The 17,137-nt window shown below is 59.6% G+C and carries 22 protein-coding genes and 1 tRNA gene; 14 read left to right on the top strand and 9 right to left on the bottom strand.

The window, feature by feature from the left end; all coding sequences use genetic code 11:
* Positions 1-2: 2 nt before the first annotated feature.
* A complete protein-coding gene (locus FDM28_RS05175) occupies positions 3-305 on the bottom strand; it encodes a YbeD family protein (protein WP_138513675.1) in 303 nt (100 codons plus the stop codon).
* A gap of 198 nt (positions 306-503) precedes the next feature.
* Here FDM28_RS05175 and FDM28_RS05180 point away from each other — a divergent pair, with 198 nt between their 5' ends.
* From FDM28_RS05180 to FDM28_RS05220, 9 genes are read left to right on the top strand one after another with little or no spacing between them, the layout of a single operon-like run.
* Positions 504-995 (top strand): ATP synthase subunit I, encoded by a 492-nt coding sequence (locus FDM28_RS05180; protein ID WP_138513677.1) that lies wholly within the window; start codon positions 504-506, stop codon positions 993-995.
* A gap of 21 nt (positions 996-1,016) precedes the next feature.
* Positions 1,017-1,895, top strand: coding sequence for a F0F1 ATP synthase subunit A (atpB, locus tag FDM28_RS05185; protein WP_138513679.1), 879 nt, complete (start codon positions 1,017-1,019; stop codon positions 1,893-1,895).
* Positions 1,896-1,954: 59 nt separating this feature from the next.
* Positions 1,955-2,203 carry a F0F1 ATP synthase subunit C gene (gene atpE / locus FDM28_RS05190; RefSeq protein ID WP_019429175.1) on the top strand — a complete coding sequence of 83 codons (249 nt, stop codon included), beginning with the start codon at positions 1,955-1,957 and terminating at the stop codon, positions 2,201-2,203.
* 36 nt (positions 2,204-2,239) lie between these two features.
* A complete protein-coding gene (locus tag FDM28_RS05195) occupies positions 2,240-2,710 on the top strand; it encodes a F0F1 ATP synthase subunit B (RefSeq protein WP_138513682.1) in 471 nt (156 codons plus the stop codon).
* Positions 2,711-2,719: 9 nt separating this feature from the next.
* Complete coding sequence (locus tag FDM28_RS05200; protein ID WP_138513684.1) at positions 2,720-3,250, top strand: F0F1 ATP synthase subunit delta; 531 nt, start codon at positions 2,720-2,722, stop codon at positions 3,248-3,250.
* 48 nt (positions 3,251-3,298) lie between these two features.
* Positions 3,299-4,852, top strand: a complete 1,554-nt coding sequence (atpA, locus tag FDM28_RS05205) for a F0F1 ATP synthase subunit alpha (protein WP_138513686.1) — start codon at positions 3,299-3,301, stop codon at positions 4,850-4,852.
* A 29-nt stretch (positions 4,853-4,881) separates the two neighbouring features.
* Positions 4,882-5,760 carry a F0F1 ATP synthase subunit gamma gene (atpG, locus tag FDM28_RS05210; protein WP_087495434.1) on the top strand — a complete coding sequence of 293 codons (879 nt, stop codon included), beginning with the start codon at positions 4,882-4,884 and terminating at the stop codon, positions 5,758-5,760.
* Positions 5,761-5,818: 58 nt separating this feature from the next.
* Positions 5,819-7,234 (top strand): F0F1 ATP synthase subunit beta, encoded by a 1,416-nt coding sequence (atpD, locus tag FDM28_RS05215; RefSeq protein ID WP_138513689.1) that lies wholly within the window; start codon positions 5,819-5,821, stop codon positions 7,232-7,234.
* A gap of 3 nt (positions 7,235-7,237) precedes the next feature.
* Positions 7,238-7,654, top strand: coding sequence for a F0F1 ATP synthase subunit epsilon (locus tag FDM28_RS05220; RefSeq protein WP_138513691.1), 417 nt, complete (start codon positions 7,238-7,240; stop codon positions 7,652-7,654).
* Between the two features lie 60 nt (positions 7,655-7,714).
* Here the strand turns inward: FDM28_RS05220 and FDM28_RS05225 are convergent, their stop codons facing one another.
* Genes FDM28_RS05225 through FDM28_RS05235 form a run of 3 tightly spaced genes read right to left on the bottom strand, consistent with a single transcriptional unit; the run spans position 7,715 to position 9,779 of the window.
* Complete coding sequence (locus FDM28_RS05225) at positions 7,715-8,230, bottom strand: TPM domain-containing protein (protein ID WP_138513693.1); 516 nt, start codon at positions 8,228-8,230, stop codon at positions 7,715-7,717.
* Positions 8,230-9,138, bottom strand: a complete 909-nt coding sequence (locus FDM28_RS05230) for a TPM domain-containing protein (RefSeq protein WP_138513695.1) — start codon at positions 9,136-9,138, stop codon at positions 8,230-8,232. Before FDM28_RS05230 ends, FDM28_RS05225 begins: the two co-directional genes overlap by 1 nt.
* 5 nt (positions 9,139-9,143) lie before the next feature.
* Positions 9,144-9,779: a LemA family protein gene (locus tag FDM28_RS05235; RefSeq protein WP_420853004.1), complete on the bottom strand. Its 636-nt coding sequence runs from the start codon at positions 9,777-9,779 to the stop codon at positions 9,144-9,146.
* A gap of 78 nt (positions 9,780-9,857) precedes the next feature.
* Between FDM28_RS05235 and FDM28_RS05240 the strand changes: the two genes are divergently transcribed.
* The 3 genes from FDM28_RS05240 to FDM28_RS05250 are packed head-to-tail and all read left to right on the top strand — an operon-like array spanning position 9,858 to position 11,880.
* Positions 9,858-10,313: a YybH family protein gene (locus tag FDM28_RS05240; protein WP_138513697.1), complete on the top strand. Its 456-nt coding sequence runs from the start codon at positions 9,858-9,860 to the stop codon at positions 10,311-10,313.
* Between the two features lie 38 nt (positions 10,314-10,351).
* Positions 10,352-11,323, top strand: a complete 972-nt coding sequence (locus FDM28_RS05245) for a YheT family hydrolase (RefSeq protein WP_138513699.1) — start codon at positions 10,352-10,354, stop codon at positions 11,321-11,323.
* Positions 11,324-11,337: 14 nt separating this feature from the next.
* Positions 11,338-11,880: a DUF2946 family protein gene (locus FDM28_RS05250; protein WP_138513701.1), complete on the top strand. Its 543-nt coding sequence runs from the start codon at positions 11,338-11,340 to the stop codon at positions 11,878-11,880.
* Between the two features lie 98 nt (positions 11,881-11,978).
* Here FDM28_RS05250 and FDM28_RS05255 read toward each other — a convergent pair whose 3' ends face one another.
* Positions 11,979-12,503 carry a c-type cytochrome gene (locus FDM28_RS05255; RefSeq protein WP_138513703.1) on the bottom strand — a complete coding sequence of 175 codons (525 nt, stop codon included), beginning with the start codon at positions 12,501-12,503 and terminating at the stop codon, positions 11,979-11,981.
* Between the two features lie 90 nt (positions 12,504-12,593).
* Between FDM28_RS05255 and FDM28_RS05260 the strand changes: the two genes are divergently transcribed.
* Positions 12,594-12,669: transfer RNA gene (locus FDM28_RS05260), tRNA-Arg, on the top strand.
* 10 nt (positions 12,670-12,679) lie between these two features.
* Here FDM28_RS05260 and FDM28_RS05265 read toward each other — a convergent pair.
* The 4 genes from FDM28_RS05265 to pobA form a co-directional block, all read right to left on the bottom strand.
* Positions 12,680-13,330 (bottom strand): glycine zipper 2TM domain-containing protein, encoded by a 651-nt coding sequence (locus tag FDM28_RS05265; protein WP_138514280.1) that lies wholly within the window; start codon positions 13,328-13,330, stop codon positions 12,680-12,682.
* A gap of 152 nt (positions 13,331-13,482) precedes the next feature.
* Positions 13,483-13,656 carry a hypothetical protein gene (locus FDM28_RS17605; protein ID WP_170211596.1) on the bottom strand — a complete coding sequence of 58 codons (174 nt, stop codon included), beginning with the start codon at positions 13,654-13,656 and terminating at the stop codon, positions 13,483-13,485.
* Positions 13,653-14,891: an EAL and HDOD domain-containing protein gene (locus tag FDM28_RS05270; RefSeq protein WP_138513704.1), complete on the bottom strand. Its 1,239-nt coding sequence runs from the start codon at positions 14,889-14,891 to the stop codon at positions 13,653-13,655. Before FDM28_RS05270 ends, FDM28_RS17605 begins: the two co-directional genes overlap by 4 nt.
* 83 nt (positions 14,892-14,974) lie before the next feature.
* The gene (pobA, locus tag FDM28_RS05275) at positions 14,975-16,147 is read right to left on the bottom strand and encodes a 4-hydroxybenzoate 3-monooxygenase (RefSeq protein WP_138513705.1); all 1,173 of its coding nucleotides are present in this window, start codon (positions 16,145-16,147) and stop codon (positions 14,975-14,977) included.
* 127 nt (positions 16,148-16,274) lie between these two features.
* Between pobA and FDM28_RS05280 the strand changes: the two genes are divergently transcribed.
* Entirely contained in the window at positions 16,275-17,090 is an 816-nt protein-coding gene (locus FDM28_RS05280) for an IclR family transcriptional regulator domain-containing protein (protein WP_138513707.1), read from the top strand.
* The last annotated feature ends 47 nt before the right edge of the window (positions 17,091-17,137 follow it).

Consider the following 17,137-nt stretch of genomic DNA (forward strand, 5'->3'; position numbering starts at 1 on the left):
CGTCAGAGCACCACTTTCACCATGGGGTGGGTGCTCAAGGTGCGGTACAGCTCGTCGAGCTGCTCACGGCTGGTGGCGGTGATCGTGATGGTCACACCCAGGTAGTTGCCGCCTTTGCTTTCGCGCAGCTCGATGGTGGAGGCATCAAAAGTCGGGTCGAATTCTTTGGCAATCAGGGTGATCGCATGGACCAAGCCATCGACCTTGTGGCCCATCACCTTGATGGGGAATCGGGACGGGTACTCGATCAACGATTCAGCGCGAGAAATTTCCGGAAAGTTGCCGGGAGTGGGTGGGGTGGCCATGGATGCGCCTTTCGCAGAAATAGAAGGGGAAGCGGGTCCGATTATCGCTGTGCCTACCAACGCCGCTCTTTGCTGTGTCGACCTTACGGAGGCCTTTCGCTGTGCGGATTTGCGGGAAATTGCTGGCGCAGACGGGTTTCTACGTATAATCAGAGGCTGTGCATTGAACTGGGCAACAGTCTGAGCGCGAATTTGATAATGACAAACACGCACACAGTGACCGACGCCCGCGATTCAGATATTCCAGATGGGGTGTTTGATGAAGAGTTCAAGCCCTTGACGGCTGAAGAAGTGCGCCAATGGCGCCAAAGCAATCCCTCGGTGTCTCCTTGGTGGGTCATCAAGATGCAGGTCCTGGTGGCCTGTGTGATTGCGGTGGTGGCTGGGTGGGCTTTCGGGCAGGTGGTGGCAGTTTCTGCCATTTACGGCGCGGTGGCTGTCATCTTTCCTGCCATGGTGCTGGCGCGCGGTTTGCGCATGCAGCCCACGCTGAAGGATTCAGGGGCGGCGTTTTTGAGTTTTGTGGTGTGGGAAGTGGTGAAGGTGGTCTTGACAGTGGCTCTGCTGCTGGCTGCGCCCAAGCTGGTCCCTCAACTGAATTGGCTGGCACTGGTGGCTGGCTTCGTGGTGACGATGAAGGTGTATTGGGTGGCCGCGTGGCTGCAATCCAAGCGCCGCATCCAACCGTAAACCTTTGAATATTGGTGACATATGGCTTCTGAACACGCTGAAACCCATGCCCCATCTGCCGGTGAGTACATCCAGCACCACTTGCAGCATCTGCAAAAAAACTTTGACTTCGAGAGCGTCAAGCAGACCAGCATTGTTGATTTCAGCTTGTTCAACTTGGACTCGGTTGTCTTCTCCGTGATTCTGGGTGTTCTGGGTTGCTTCATTTTGTGGAATGCTGCTCGCAAAGCCACCTCTGGTGTTCCCGGTCGCTTTCAAGCAGCGGTAGAAATTTTGTCCGAGATGGTGGAAAACCAGGCTAAGGGTGTGATTCACAACGCCACCAGCCGCAAGCTCATCTCCCCCTTGGCGTTGACGGTGTTCGTCTGGATTTTCCTGATGAACGCCATGGACATGTTGCCGGTCGACCTGATTCCCGCTATCTGGCACAGCGCCGGCCCAGCCATGGGTTTCAAGGACTACATGCGTGTCGTGCCTACAGCTGATTTGTCCACTACGCTGGGACTGTCCTGCTCTGTTTTGTTTGTCTGCTTGGTTTACAACATCAAGATCAAAGGTCTGGGTGGCTGGGCGCACGAACTGATTGCTGCACCGTTTGGTGATCACTGGGCTCTGTACCCTGTGAACTTCCTGATGCAGATGATCGAATACCTTGCCAAAACCGTGTCCCATGGCATGCGGTTGTTCGGCAACATGTTTGCAGGTGAGTTGGTGTTCATGTTGATTGCCCTGATGGGTGGCGGCTGGGCGCTGTCGGCAACCGGTGTTGGTTTGGCCATTGGTCACATCATCGCAGGAACCGTGTGGACACTGTTCCACATTCTCGTGATCACCTTGCAAGCCTTCATCTTTATGATGTTGACGCTGATCTACACCGGTCAAGCGCACGACGCACATTGATGTAACTTTTTTCCTTTCGTTTTCTTTCTCTTTTTCCAACTAACTTTTAGGAGCTTCTCATGGAAAACATTCTCGGCCTCGTGGCACTGGCTTGCGGTTTGATCGTTGGTCTGGGCGCTATCGGCGCATCTATCGGTATCGCGCTGATGGGTGGCAAGTTCCTCGAATCTTCTGCACGTCAACCCGAATTGATGAACGAACTGCAAACCAAGATGTTCATCTTGGCTGGTCTGATCGACGCTGCGTTCCTGATCGGCGTTGCTATCGCTCTGCTGTTCGCATTCGCTAACCCCTTCGTTCTGAAGTAATTAACGGCCCCTTCACGTTAGAGAAGGAATCAAACCGTGAACATTAACGCTACCCTGTTCCTGCAGGCTATCGTTTTTGCGATCCTGGTGTGGTTCACGATGAAATTCGTGTGGCCCCCGATCACAAAAGCGCTGGACGAGCGGGCACAGAAAATCGCCGACGGCCTCGCTGCCGCCGACAAGGCGAAGGCTGAACTCGCCTCTGCCAACAAGCGCGTAGAAGCCGAATTGGCCAGCTCACGCAACGAAACAGCAACCCGCTTGGCGGATGCTGAGCGCCGTGCCCAGACGATTGTCGAAGAAGCCAAGGCTCGCGCCGTGGAAGAAGGCAACCGCATCATTGCTGCAGCCAAGGCGGAAGCCGAGCAGCAATCTGTGAAGGCCCGGGATGCTTTGCGTGAACAGGTCGCCGCTCTCGCTGTCAAAGGTGCTGAGCAGATTCTGCGCAAGGAAGTCAGTGCCGGCGTGCATGCAGATTTGCTGTCGCGCTTGAAGACTGAGCTGTAAGGGAATCACATGGCTGAACTTGCCACCATCGCCAGGCCTTACGCCGAAGCTTTGTTCAAGGCTACGCAAGCGGACTTGAGCGCTGCAGCTGTGTGGCTGGATGAATTGGCTGAAGTTGCGCTTAATAGCCAACTCCAGCAGTTCGCCGGCAACCCCAATAGCTCCAACAGCCAGGTGTTTGACCTGATTGCTGGAGTGATCAAAGCTGCATTGCCTGAGCAAGGAAAGAACTTCCTGCGCACTGTGATCGATAACGGACGCCTCGCTGCGTTGCCGGAAATCGCAGCCCAGTTCCGTGCACTGAAGAACGCCCAAGGCGGCTTTTCTGATGCCGTTGTCTATAGCGCCTTTCCGATCGATGCAGCTGCATTGTCGGAAGTCGCCGCTTCTCTGGAGAAGCGTTTCGGCCGCAAGCTCAACCTTTCTGTTGAGTTGGATGCTGAATTGATTGGCGGTGTCCGCGTGGTGGTGGGTGACGAAGTTCTTGACACATCCGTCAAGGCCCGTCTGGAACAAATGAAAGTGGCTCTTTCAGCGTAAGGCTTTGCCTTCCGCTGTCAGCCCAACCAAAGAAAGAAGGAAAGAGTCATGCAACTCAATCCCGCAGAAATTTCTGAATTGATCAAGAGCCGCATTGACGGTTTGTCCGCCAGCGCAGACATCCGCAACCAAGGTACCGTGGTTTCTGTGACCGACGGTATCTGCCGCATTCACGGTCTGTCCGATGTGATGCAAGGCGAAATGCTGGAATTCCCCGCCGGTAGCGATGGCTTGCCCACCTACGGTCTGGCCCTGAACTTGGAGCGCGACTCTGTCGGTTCCGTGATCTTGGGCGAGTACGAGCACATCTCCGAAGGCGACACTGTGAAGTGCACAGGCCGTATTCTGGAAGTGCCCGTGGGTCCTGAGTTGCGTGGCCGTGTGGTGAATGCCTTGGGTCAGCCTATCGACGGCAAAGGCCCCATCAACGCCAAGATGACTGACGTGATCGAAAAGGTGGCACCTGGTGTGATCGCCCGCGAATCCGTGAGCCAGCCTATGCAGACCGGCCTGAAGTCCATCGACTCCATGGTTCCCGTCGGCCGTGGTCAGCGTGAGTTGATCATTGGTGACCGTCAGACCGGCAAGACCGCCGTGGCGATTGACGCGATCATCAACCAGAAGGGTCAGAACATGACCTGCGTGTATGTCGCGATCGGTCAGAAGGCTTCTTCTGTCAAGAACGTGGTGCGCGCACTCGAGCAAGCTGGCGCGATGGAATACACCATCGTCGTGGCGGCTACCGCTTCTGAATCTGCTGCCATGCAGTACGTGTCGGCCTACTCCGGCTGCACGATGGGCGAATACTTCCGCGACCGTGGCGAAGACGCTTTGATCGTGTACGACGACTTGTCCAAGCAAGCTGTCGCTTATCGCCAAGTTTCCTTGCTGCTGCGTCGTCCACCAGGCCGCGAAGCCTACCCTGGCGACGTGTTCTATCTCCACAGCCGTTTGCTGGAACGCGCAGCTCGCGTGAACGCCGACTACGTGGACGCCTTCACCAAGGGTGCCGTGAAGGGCAAGACCGGTTCTTTGACCGCGTTGCCAATCATCGAAACCCAAGCCGGTGACGTGTCTGCCTTCGTTCCTACCAACGTGATTTCCATCACTGACGGTCAGATCTTCTTGGAAACCTCGTTGTTCAACGCTGGTATCCGCCCTGCGATCAACGCCGGTATCTCCGTGTCCCGCGTCGGTGGTGCAGCGCAAACCAAGCTGGTGAAGAACCTGTCCGGTGGTATCCGTACCGACTTGGCCCAGTACCGTGAATTGGCTGCGTTCGCGCAGTTCGCCTCCGATTTGGACGAAGCCACCCGTAAGCAGTTGGATCGTGGTGCTCGCGTGACTGAGTTGCTGAAGCAGGCCCAGTACAGCCCCCTGACCATCAGCCTGATGGGCGCTACGCTGTTTGCCGTGAACAAGGGTTTCATGGACGACATCGAAGTGAAGAAGGTCTTGGCGTTCGAACACGGTCTGCACGCTTTCCTGAAGGACAAGCACGCCGCCCTGTTGGCCAAGCTGGAAGCAGACAAGGCCATGGACAAGGATGCTGAAGCTGAGTTGAACGCCGCAATCGTGGCGTTCAAGAAGTCTTTCGCCTAATTCCGACCTGATGACCCAAGGAGCCTTGTATGGCAGCAGGTAAGGAAATACGCGGCAAGATCAAATCGGTGGAAAACACCAAGAAGATCACCAAGGCGATGGAAATGGTGGCTGCATCCAAAATGCGCAAAGCGCAGGACCGGATGCGGGCTGCCCGTCCGTATAGCGACAAGATTCGCAATATTGCTACCAACCTCGGCAAGGCCAATCCGGAATACACGCACGCATTCATGCAGACCAATGACGCGAAGACCTCAGGGTTTATCGTCGTAACCACAGACAAGGGTCTGTGCGGTGGCATGAACACCAACGTGTTGCGTTCCGTGACCGGTAAGCTGCGTGATTTGCAAGCCGCAGGCGTTTCGGCGCAAGCGGTGGCTATCGGTAACAAGGGCTTGGGTTTCTTGAACCGTGTGGGCGCCAAAGTGGTTTCGCACGCTACCCAGTTGGGCGATACGCCCCACCTCGACAAGCTGATCGGGCCTGTCAAGGTGTTGCTGGATGCGTATGTCAAGGGTGAAGTGAATGCGGTGTACCTGTGTTACACGAAATTCATCAACACCATGAAGCAGGAACCCGTGGTTCAGCAGTTGTTGCCTCTGTCTGCTGCGCAGATGGAAGCGGAATCTCAAGCCAGTGGTTCCAACCACGCTTGGGATTACATCTACGAACCCGATGCGCAAGCGGTGATTGACGATTTGTTGACCCGTTATGTCGAGGCACTGGTGTACCAGGCTGTGGCTGAGAACATGGCGTCCGAGCAATCGGCGCGCATGGTGGCCATGAAGGCTGCGACGGACAACGCTGGAAGCGTGATTGGTGAACTGAAGCTGGTCTACAACAAGACCCGCCAGGCCGCCATTACCAAAGAGTTGTCGGAAATCGTGGCCGGTGCCGCGGCGGTGTAAACCGTACCGCACGGAAGCATCCGAGTTTTTGTTAAAGATTTAATTTTTGGAGCGAAAAATGGCTCAAGCTAACTCCCAAGTTCAGGGAAAAATTGTTCAGTGTATTGGCGCGGTGGTGGACGTTGAGTTCCCCCGTGACAAGATGCCCGGCATTTATGACGCGCTGAAGATGGAAGGCTCTACCCTGACGCTGGAAGTTCAGCAGCAGCTGGGTGACGGCATCGTCCGTACCATCGCTTTGGGATCTTCCGACGGCCTGCGTCGCGGCATGGTGGTGTCCAACACCGAGAAGCCGATCATGGTCCCCGTGGGCCAGGCTACTCTGGGCCGTATCATGGACGTGCTGGGTGCGCCCATCGACGAACGTGGTCCTGTGGCTTCCGAGCTGACAGCTTCTATCCACCGCAAGGCGCCTACTTACGATGAGCTGAGCCCATCGCAAGAGCTGCTGGAAACCGGTATCAAGGTGATTGACTTGGTGTGCCCCTTCGCCAAAGGCGGTAAGGTCGGTTTGTTCGGTGGTGCCGGTGTGGGCAAGACCGTGAACATGATGGAGTTGATCAACAACATCGCCAAGGCACACAGCGGTTTGTCCGTGTTTGCCGGTGTGGGTGAGCGTACCCGTGAAGGTAACGACTTCTATCACGAAATGGCTGACTCCGGCGTGGTGAACCTCGAAGACCTGCCCAAGTCCAAAGTGGCCATGGTGTACGGTCAGATGAACGAACCCCCAGGCAACCGTTTGCGCGTGGCCTTGACCGGTTTGACCATTGCGGAATCCTTCCGTGACGAAGGCCGTGACGTGTTGTTCTTCGTGGACAACATCTACCGTTACACCTTGGCCGGTACCGAAGTGTCCGCGCTGTTGGGTCGTATGCCTTCTGCTGTGGGCTACCAGCCTACACTGGCCGAAGAAATGGGCCGTCTGCAAGAGCGTATTACGTCGACCAAAGTGGGCTCCATCACTTCCATCCAAGCCGTGTACGTGCCTGCCGATGACTTGACCGACCCATCTCCTGCGACCACCTTCGCTCACTTGGACTCCACCGTGGTGTTGTCCCGTGACATCGCTTCCCTGGGTATTTACCCTGCGGTGGATCCTTTGGACTCCACCAGCCGCCAGTTGGACCCCAACGTCGTGGGCGAAGAGCACTACAACACTGCCCGTGCAGTGCAAGGTACTCTGCAGCGCTACAAGGAATTGCGCGACATCATCGCGATTCTGGGTATGGACGAATTGGCCCCTGAAGACAAGCTGACCGTGGCACGCGCTCGTAAGATCCAGCGCTTCCTGTCCCAGCCTTTCCACGTGGCTGAAGTGTTTACCGGCTCCCCCGGCAAGTACGTGACTTTGGCTGAAACCATCCGTGGTTTCAAGATGATCGTTGCCGGCGAATGCGACCACCTGCCAGAACAAGCGTTCTACATGGTCGGTACCATCGACGAAGCGTTCGAAAAAGCCAAGAAGGTCTAAGTCATGAACACCATCCACGTTGATGTGGTCAGTGCAGAAGAGTCCATCTTCTCCGGTGAAGCCGTCTTCGTGGCGCTTCCCGGTGAGGCTGGCGAGCTGGGCATCAAGCCCCGCCACACGCCCCTGATCACGCGCATCAAGCCCGGCTCGGTGCGCATTCAAAAAGCCGATGGCAGCGAAGAGTTTGTGTTCGTCGCTGGTGGCCTGTTGGAAGTGCAGCCTAACTGCGTGACTGTGTTGTCTGACACGGCGATTCGCGGCAAGGATCTGGACGAGGAAAAATCCAATGCAGCGAAGGCTGCAGCGGAAGAAGCCTTAAAGAACGCTAAGAGCGAAATCGACATTGCCCGCATTCAGTCGGAAATTGCCATCATGGCTGCAGAAATTTCTGCTGCTCGCAAGTTCCTGCGCAAGAAATAAGCTCCAGCTTCTTCTCTCCACAAAGCCACCTTCGGGTGGCTTTGTTGTTTCTGGGTGGCGTTACAGGAGCACCGGAGTGTCGGGCAGCTCGTTGGGGTTCGTCTCACCGCTAGAAGCAGGTGCATGCCGTGTGAGCAGTGCATGCACATCGTCGATGGCCTCACCCAGGCCGGCTTCCCACTGACCTGCTCGCAACTGCACCGACAGGCGCTGGACGATGGCACTCCACGCGTCTTGGGAGACATGCCGGTCGATCCCTCGGTCCGCCACCAACTCAATCGCGTGTTCTGCTAGACAGAGGTAGATCAGCACCCCGTTGTTGTGCTCGGTGTCCCATACCCGCAAGCGACCGAAGAGCGCAATGGCACGCTGCCGCAGGAGTGCCGCAGTACCGTCGCGGCGCAGCAGGTAGCTATTGGGCAAGCCGGCCTCGATGCACACCCGGATTTCGCCGGAGTGCAGTGCCTCACTCGCCACAACGCGTGCTTGGATTCGGGCCAGGGCAGGTGCAGCCAATGTGCGGTGTGCATCATCCGCCCAACGGTGCCTGAACCAACGGGATAGTCGAGCAATCATCACCAACCTCCTGAGGCACCACCACCCCCGAAACTGCCCCCACCCCCGGAGCTGAAACCGCCACCCCCGGAGCGGCCGCTACCGCTGCTGTTGCCAGAGCCAAAGCCTCCATACCCACCAGAACCCGTGTGGGTAGCGTATTTGTTCAAACTCGTCAGCAGGGTCAGCACAAATGCGGCGACGGCTGCGCCTGCTGCCAACAGCAGGCTTTGGGTCACAAAAAATGCCAAACCACCCGCCGCCACGCCGGTCAGCATGGAGCCCCAGCGGGTTCCAAGCGCTCGCCGTGCCATCCTTCCTCCGACCGTGACCGCAAAGAAAAGAAAGACGGCCAAATCCATCCATTGAAAGCCACCTTGGGGGCGGGTGGCTGTCGGGGCGGGGAGTGCTTCACCTCGAATCAGCCCCATCAGCTGTTCAACGCCTATCGTCAACCCGCCAGCGAAGTCGCTTTGCTTGAAGCGTGGCGCTATGGCTTGGTCGATGATGCGCTTGGCCATCAGGTCGGGAATCGCGCCCTCCAGCGTTCTGGCAACCTCTATGCGCAGGGTGCGGTCGTCCTTGGCGACCAGCAGCAATACGCCGTCGCCAATGTCTTTGCGGCCAATCTTCCAGGCGCTGGCAACCCGGTTGGCATAGACTGCAATGTCTTCTGGCGCGGTGCTGCGCACGATCAACACCACCACTTGCGCGCCATGGCTGGTCTCAAAGCGGCTCAACGTGGCGTCGAGCGCAAGCTGTTGTTGTTCGCTGAGGGTGGCCGTCATGTCCACCACATGAGAGGAAAGTGCGGGAACCGCTTGCACGCTCTGGGCGTGCACGCCCCAGGCGCCGAAAGCCAGCACGCCACCTAGCAACCAGCACCACCACACCCGTGGCCACTGGAACACACACAAAGGCCAGCCCATGGTGCTTACTTTTTGTTGAAATCCACCACCGGCGGGCTACTGATGGTCGCCTCGTTGGCCACCGTGAAAGCGGGCTTGGGCGCGTAGCTGAAGAGCTTGGCCGTCAGGTTGGTGGGGAAGCTGCGAGCCAGTACGTTGTACTCCTGCACCGCCTGAATGTAGCGGTTGCGGGCGACCGTGATGCGGTTCTCGGTGCCCTCGAGTTGTACCCGCAGGTCGCTAAAGCCCTGGTTCGCCTTCAGGTTGGGGTACTGCTCACTAACCACCATCAGGCGGCTCAACGCGCCGCCCAGTTCACCTTGGGCTTTTTGGAACTTGGCAAACGCGTCCGGGTTATTCAAGGTTTCGGGGCTCACTTGCATGGAGGTGGCTTTGGCGCGGGCCTCGACGACTTTGGTCAAGGTGTCTTGCTCAAACGCGGCCTCGCCTTTGACGGTAGCCACGATATTGGGCACCAAGTCCGCGCGGCGTTGGTACTGGTTGAGCACCTCGCTCCAGGACGACTGGGTTTGTTCATCCAGCCGCTGGAAATCGTTGTACCCGCAGGCGGTCAGGCTCAGTACCGCGCTGCACAAGGCAAGCCGTGCGGTGCGGAGCAACCAGGTGGACCATGGGGAGCGTGGGGCCATCGCAGCGTGCATGAAACATCCTCCAAATGAAGACCGCATCCTACAACCGTGCGCGGCGCCCGTCCGGCCGGTATGCGAGAGAATCGGGCCATGCCAAAAAATAAAGCCAAACTCCACGCCGTCATGGGCGGCACGCCCGACGAAGTGGAAACCGCCTTTTACGAAGCACTGCAACGGGGCGACCTCGATCAGCTCATGGCGTGTTGGGCCGATGAGGACGACATCGCCTGCATCCACCCCGGCGGGCAGCGGTTGATGGGGGTTGGCGCCATACGGGCGGCGTTCGAGGCCATGTTTTCGCAAGGGGGCGCCGTGCATGTGCGGCCGGAGCACATCCGCCGCGTGGATTCGCTGGCCAGTGCGGTGCACCATGTGCTGGAGACGGTGGACATTCTGACGCCGGACGGCCCTGCCTCGGCGCATGTACTGGCCACCAACGTGTACCACAAGACCGCACAAGGCTGGCGCATGGTGGTGCACCACGCCAGCCCCGGCACACCGGGCGATGCGGGCGGTAGCACGCTGGTACCGCAGGTTTTGCATTGAATCGGGCGCTAGCGCCCGTACTACCTGCGCAAGCTACTATGAAATATATAGCGCCCGCCTGGCTGCCCGGTGGCAACCTGCAGACCATCTGGCCGGCTTTGTATTCGCGCCGCGTGTTTGGCCCCACCCCGCACTACCGCCGTGAGCGCTGGACCACGCCGGACCAAGATTTTGTGGATGTCGATTGGCTCGAATCCACCGTGTCCGAGGGCGCACCGCTGCTGGTGCTGTTCCATGGTTTGGAAGGCACTTCCCGCAGCCACTATGCAGAAGCCTTTGCCGACTTCGCGCGTGAGCGCGGCATGGCCTACGCGGTACCGCACTTCCGGGGGTGCAGTGGCGAGATCAACCGCGCGCCCCGGGCCTACCATTCGGGCGACTACGAAGAAATCGGCTGGATGCTGCAGCAGTTCCGCGCCGCCCATGCCGGGCCCGTGGTGGCGGTGGGCGTGTCTTTAGGGGGCAACGCCTTGCTGCGCTGGGCCGAAGAGGCGGGGGATGCGGCATCGCAAACCGTCCGCGCGGTGGCGGCGGTGTGCTCCCCCATCGACCTTGCGGCCGGCGGCCATGCGATCGGGGCCGGCTTTAACCGGCTGGTGTACACCCGCATGTTTCTTAAAACCATGGTGCCCAAGGCCCTGATGAAGCTGCAGCAGTACCCCGGGTTGTTTGATGGCCAGGCCCTGCGGGCAGCGCGCACGCTGCATGCGTTCGACAACATTTTTACCGCCCCCCTGCACGGCTTTAAAAACACCGAAGACTATTGGGCGCGGGGCTCCGCCAAGCCCCATTTGCACCGCATTCGCCTGCCGGCGCTGGTGGTGAATGCGCGCAACGACCCGTTTGTGCCCGCATGGTGTCTGCCCCACGCCAAAGAGGTGGGTGCCCACGTCACCCTGTGGCAGCCGGCACATGGCGGGCATGTGGGCTTTCCGCATGGGCGCATGCCGGGCCACGTGCGCAGCATGCCGCAGGCCGTAGGGAACTGGCTGCTGGAAGCAAGCGCTTAAAGTAAGCGACCGCAATGGATGACATCGTTCAGCAAGCCATGGTCAAGTGGCCCAACGTGCCCGATTGCTACGGTTGGCTCGGCCTGGACACCCGAGGGCAGTGGTGCCTGCGGGACGACGCGGCGCAAGCCGCAGGCCCGTTTGCCAGTGGATTACCCGGCGCCAAGGGCAGCGTGCTCCAGCACGAAAAGCTGCTGGGTTTCATCGCCCGCAACTACGCCTCGGATGCGCAGGGGCGCTGGTATTTCCAAAACGGCCCGCAACGGGTGTATGTGGAATTGCAGTGCACGCCCTACATCTGGCGTGTGGACGGGCAGGGCGCCGTCACATCGCACACCGGGGTGCCCACGGACGTGCTAGCTTGCTATCTGGATGATGCCGGGTGGCTTTACCTGGACACACCGCTGGGTTTTGGCTTGGTGCACACCGCCGACATGGAGCGCGCGGCGGAGCAGGTTGAGCGCGGTGCGTGGCAGCCGCTCGAGGTACGTACCGATGCGCTGCCGACACGATTTGGCTACGTCACCAGTCCGCAAGCCAATCCGGCAACCCATTAGGGTTGCTATGCTTTTCATAGCTGGTTGCGCAGGATCTACGGGCGCTAGACGCAAAAAAGCCGACCAAAGTCGGCTTTGAAGTTGGAAGCAGGTGGGGTTTACTTGGCTTCGGCCGCAGGCTTCTTGGGTTCGTCAAACTTGGCTCCGCCAGCGTTGGCCATATAAACCACAGCACGGGCAATTTCCAGGTTGTCAAAATCGCCACCACCCTGTGCACCCATGGCGCCTTTGCCCTTCATGGCAGAGTTCACCAAGGCTTCAAAGCCGGTTTTGATACGGGGGCCCCATGCAGCAGCATCGCCAAACTTGGGGGCGCCCGCTGCACCGGAGCTGTGGCAGGCAGAGCATTGGGCTTTGAACACGTCTTCACCCGACTTGAGCTCGCGGTTGGCATCGCGGACTTCGACCATGCCAATTTTTTGGATGCGCTCGGCCGTTGCCTTTTCCATATTCACGGCGCCGGCGGCAGGTTTGTTGGCAGACGTAACGTAGTACACCAAGCCGATGATCACAAAGATGGGGATCACGAACGAAAAGAACGCTGCCAGCAACAATTGTTTGGGCGTCTTGATAGGGCCAGTGTGGGCTTCTTCGTGCACAGTGGCTTGGCTGTTGTCGCTCATGGGTGTCCTCAAAATAATCAGGGCCTTCGAATCAGCTCGGGATTATAGCGGCCGACCTTTTGAAAACACCTACAATGCCAGCCTGTGTTAGCGACTGTAGCTCAGTGGATAGAGTATTGGCCTCCGAAGCCAAGGGTCGTGGGTTCGATCCCCGCCAGTCGCACCAGTCACCCCTCTCAGCGCCAATGACGGTGCCCCCCATACCCGTAGTCAAAGTTCAATCGCACCGCCGGGTAGTAATACGGGCGTGGATAGTAGGGTTGGTAAATCACTTGGGACTCGATCACCGCAGGCTGCGTATACACGGGCGGTAGTGTTGCCACGGTCGCTTGGGTAACGACGTTAGGCGCAACACTGCCCACCGGAGTGACTTGGGGTGCAATGGTCGGGCCTGGGTCGTTCGGCAATTGCACGCTGTACTGGCGCCCTGCGTATTCGTACACCACGTTGTAGGCCACGGTGCGTGTCTCATACATGTTTTGCACATTGCAACTGCGCACGGTTTGCACCTGGGGTGACGGGCTGCCTTCGATCCGGTCGCCCAACACGGCACCGCCCAGCACGCCAATGACGGTGGCTGCTGCATTGCCTGCACCACGTCCTACCGAATTGCCGATGGCTCCGCCGGCCACCGCGCCCATCACAGCGCCTGCGCCGGATTTTTGTGGAACGACCTCTACCTGTTGGTTGCTGCACACTTGCCGTGGCACGGCCACCTGTTGAATGATGGGCTGGGTGGAGAGCACGCGGCCCAGATCTTGCGCCCCGCAGGCTGCGCTCCATGTGGCGCAGACGGATACCAACACTATCGACGGAATGAACTTCATGACTCGCTTTCGGTGCATGGAGCGCATTGTCGGTAGGCCATGTAAAGCCTGTGCGAAGCCATGGCGAGATGCACTCGCACCTTCTTTAACTCCGCCCGGCGTGCGGGCGTTTACCGGTGCAATGTAAAGATTCGGCTTCTCCGCCGGGTTGCCTAGCGAAAGATGCGCCCCAGCCAGGAGAGGTCGCAGCAGTCGGTAAACACATCGGCCATGAGCCAGACCAGCATGCCGCAAAACAGCACGGCAAACCCGCACACGGCCAGCAAGCGCCCGAATTTGGGGTTGTCAGAAGTCGGGCTGTTGGATTGGAGGCGTGGAGGTGTCATGTCTCCATGCTATCCGCCCAGGCCAGCGATTCCATGTGCGCGATATTGATCTGTCGCAGCGAAAAGGGCAGCTGGCGAAAGGCGGCTGAGAAGGCAGCTTCATCATCACTTTCGCAGGCCACGACCAGCGCCAACAGGCCGCCGTAGGGGCCGGTGCCGTGTTGCAGGGCCTCGGCTACGGAATCGTCCAGGCCCAGCTGGTTGAGCAATTGGCCCATCGGCTGCCCCAGCAACTGGTCGATTTGCGAGAGCAGCCCCACCAGAAATGCCGCGCCGGGGTCGCCGACGTCGGGCGCTGCTTGTACCAGCAGCTCCATCATGCGGCCGCGCACCACGGCGGCGGTGGCTTGCAGGCTGGCTTGGTCATGGGTTTGGGTGAGCAGCATGGCGGCCCAGCGGGTGAGTCGTGCATAGCCCATCAGCATCACGGCCTGGCGCAGGGAGGTGACTTTGTGCTGCAAGCCCGTGGCCGCCGAGTTGATGATGCGCAGCAAGCTCACCCCCAAGCCGGCATCTTTTTTGAGCACCACTTCAATCTCGTCCAGCGGGGCCTGTGCTTGCAGGCGCGCCACGAGCTGGAGGGCCATGGTCTGGCGAGGGGTGAGCACGCGGGACTGGATGGTCTCCGGCATGGAAAACCAAAAGCCCTGAAACGCAGGAATGCCCAGCGCCGTCATGGATTCCAGCTGCTCAGCAGTTTCGATTTTCTCGGCAATCAGGCGGGCGCTGGTACGGGCCTTGGCGGCTTGTACCAGCGGTTTGCGTTGGGCGGGGTCGATGCGCGAGGTATCGAGCTTCACAAAGTCTGCCAACGCCTGCCACGGCTTGTAAACCGGTGCCACTACGCTGTGTTTGAACGCCAGCCGGAACCCGCGGATGCGCAAGGCTTGCAACGTGGTGCTCAGGCTGGCAATGAAGTCCGGTGCATGTTGTGGGGCAGGGGGCACTTCGATGACGGTGGTGCTCGGGTTTACAAAGTCCCAATGCGGCCCCTCCAGCCCGGCGTGGACCGAGTGAATGAACACGTCGTGTTTGCTGGTGGCAAAGGGGGCCGCACTTTCCGCCACCGCATGCAGGGCCAGCGCCATGTCACTCGCTTGCGAATGCGCGCCGCCAGCCAGAGTGCGGTTGAACAGCTCGTAAGCCACCACGGCACGCTCTGTGTTGACGATGGGTTGGCGAGCGATAGAGATGCGGTCCAGTGCTTCGCTGGACCTAGGGTCTCGGACTGACATTGCGACATTTCCCCCTGCGGCTTTTGTCAGCCAGACTACCGCAGACGGCCTGCGCTTACAAGCGCAGGGTGCATGGAGGCCGCTTAAAGCGGCAGGCCCACGTAGTTCTCCGCCAGTGCGGTGGATGCGGCGGTGGATTGCACCAGGTATTGAAGCTCTGCGTCCTGCAACTTCTGGCCAATGGCGCCGCCATCGGGGAAGCGGTGTATCAGGCTGGTAAACCACCAGGAGAAGCGCTCGCCCTTCCAGATGCGCTGCAGGCATCGCTGGGAGTAATGGTCAATGCCTGCCGACGATTGCTCTTGGTAGAACTCGATGAGGGACGACGACAGGTATTTCACATCCGTGGCCGCCAGGTTCAATCCCTTGGCACCTGTGGGCGGCACGATGTGGGCGGCATCGCCGGCCAAAAACAAGCGGCCGAAGCGCATCGGCTCCGTCACAAAGCTGCGCAAGGGGGCAATGCTTTTTTCCAGCGAGGGGCCAGTGACCAGGGCTTCGGCGGCCTGCGGGTCGAGGCGCTTGCGCAGCTCGGCCCAAAAGGCGTCGTCCGTCCATTGGTCGGCCCGCTCGGTCAGGGGCACTTGCAGGTAGTAGCGGCTGCGGGTGGCGCTGCGCTGTGAGCACAGGGCGAACCCACGCGGGCTGTTGGCGTAAATCAGCTCGTGGTGCACGGGCGGCGTGTCCGATAGCAGGCCCAGCCAGCCGAAGGGGTAGACCTTTTCATACTCGGTGATGGCGCCTGCAGGCACGCTGGCGCGGCACACGCCATGAAAACCATCGCAGCCGGCAATGAAGTCGCAGGTCAGTTCGTGCCAGGCCCCGTCTTTTTGGTACCTGACGCGTGGAGTTGCGGTGTCGAAGTCATGGATGCTCACGTCCGATGCTTCGTAAATGGTGGGCAGGCCTGCGGCTTGGCGGGCTTCCATCAAATCGCGGGTGACTTCGGTTTGCCCGTACACCATCACTTTTTGTCCGCCGGTCAGGGCTTGCAGGTCAATGCGGTGGCGGCTGCCCTGGAACAGCAAATCGAAGCCGGTGTGGGGCAGCCCTTCTGCGTGCATGCGTTGGCTGACACCCGCCTCGTCCAGCAAATCGGTGGTGACTTGCTCCAGCACGCCGGCCCGGATGCGCGAGAGCACGTAATCCGCGCTCTGGCGCTCCAGGATGACGGCATCAATGCCGGCTTTGTGCAGCAACTGTCCGAGCAACAGGCCGGAGGGGCCCGCTCCGATGATGGCAACTTGGGTACGCATAGTGCTCCTTGGGTGAATGAGTTGAGCGTAAATTTGTGCCGGTCTAGTGTCACCATGCTCGTGACGGCTTTGTGCGATCATTGGCATGCTTGTGCGATCACCGCGCAATACATCGCAAGGACTCTTTATGGCGTGGTTGCAAGATGGGCGCGAGGCCCCGCCGATTGCGGCGACTGATTTGATTGCCGGCATGGCCAAAGGCATGGCGGTGCTGGAGAGTTTTGACACCGAGCGCCAGAAGCTCAATGCGACCCTGGCGGCCCAGCGTGCCGGCATTACCCGCGCGGCAGCCCGGCGCCACCTACTCACCCTGGCGCATCTGGGCTATTTGGAGAGCGATGGCAGCTACTTCTGGCTCAGCAGCAAGATACTGCGTTTCTCCGGCACCTACCTAGCCTCTGCGCGTTTTCCTCGGGCGGTGCAGCCCACGCTCAACCGCCTGGCGGCGCAGACGCAGGAGTCCTTCTCTGCGGTGGTGCTGGATGGGGATGAGGTGGTGATCGTGGCGCGCAGCGGTAACGACTGGCGCAGCTCGGCCACCGGCAAGGTGCAGGTGTTGGCCTACGGTTTGCACTTGGGGGCGCGGTTGCCCGCGCACGCCACCTCGACCGGGCGGGTGCTGCTGGCCGGCTTGGCCAAGCCGGCGTTACAGCAATGGCTCACCACCCACACCTTGCGCCGCCTCACGGCCCACACGGTGACGGATACCAAGGCGCTCAAAGGCCTGATTGATGCGGCCCGCAAAAACGACTTCAGCCTCGCCGTGCAAGAGCACGAATTGGGCGTGCAGGCTTTGGCGGTACCGCTGCGTAATGCTCAGGGGGTGGTGGTGGGCGCCCTGAATGTGGTGGCGGCCCCCCACCGCTGGGAGGCGGAGGACTTTGTGCGCACCTTGTTGCCGGTGCTGCAAGATGCGGCGCAGGAGTTGCGCGCCTTGGTGTGATGCGCGAAGCCGAATAACAGGTCGGCAAAGGGCGGCCTGTTTAAAAC

It is taken from the genome of Rhodoferax bucti (genome assembly GCF_005876985.1).
Classification (GTDB): domain Bacteria; phylum Pseudomonadota; class Gammaproteobacteria; order Burkholderiales; family Burkholderiaceae_C; genus Allorhodoferax; species Allorhodoferax bucti.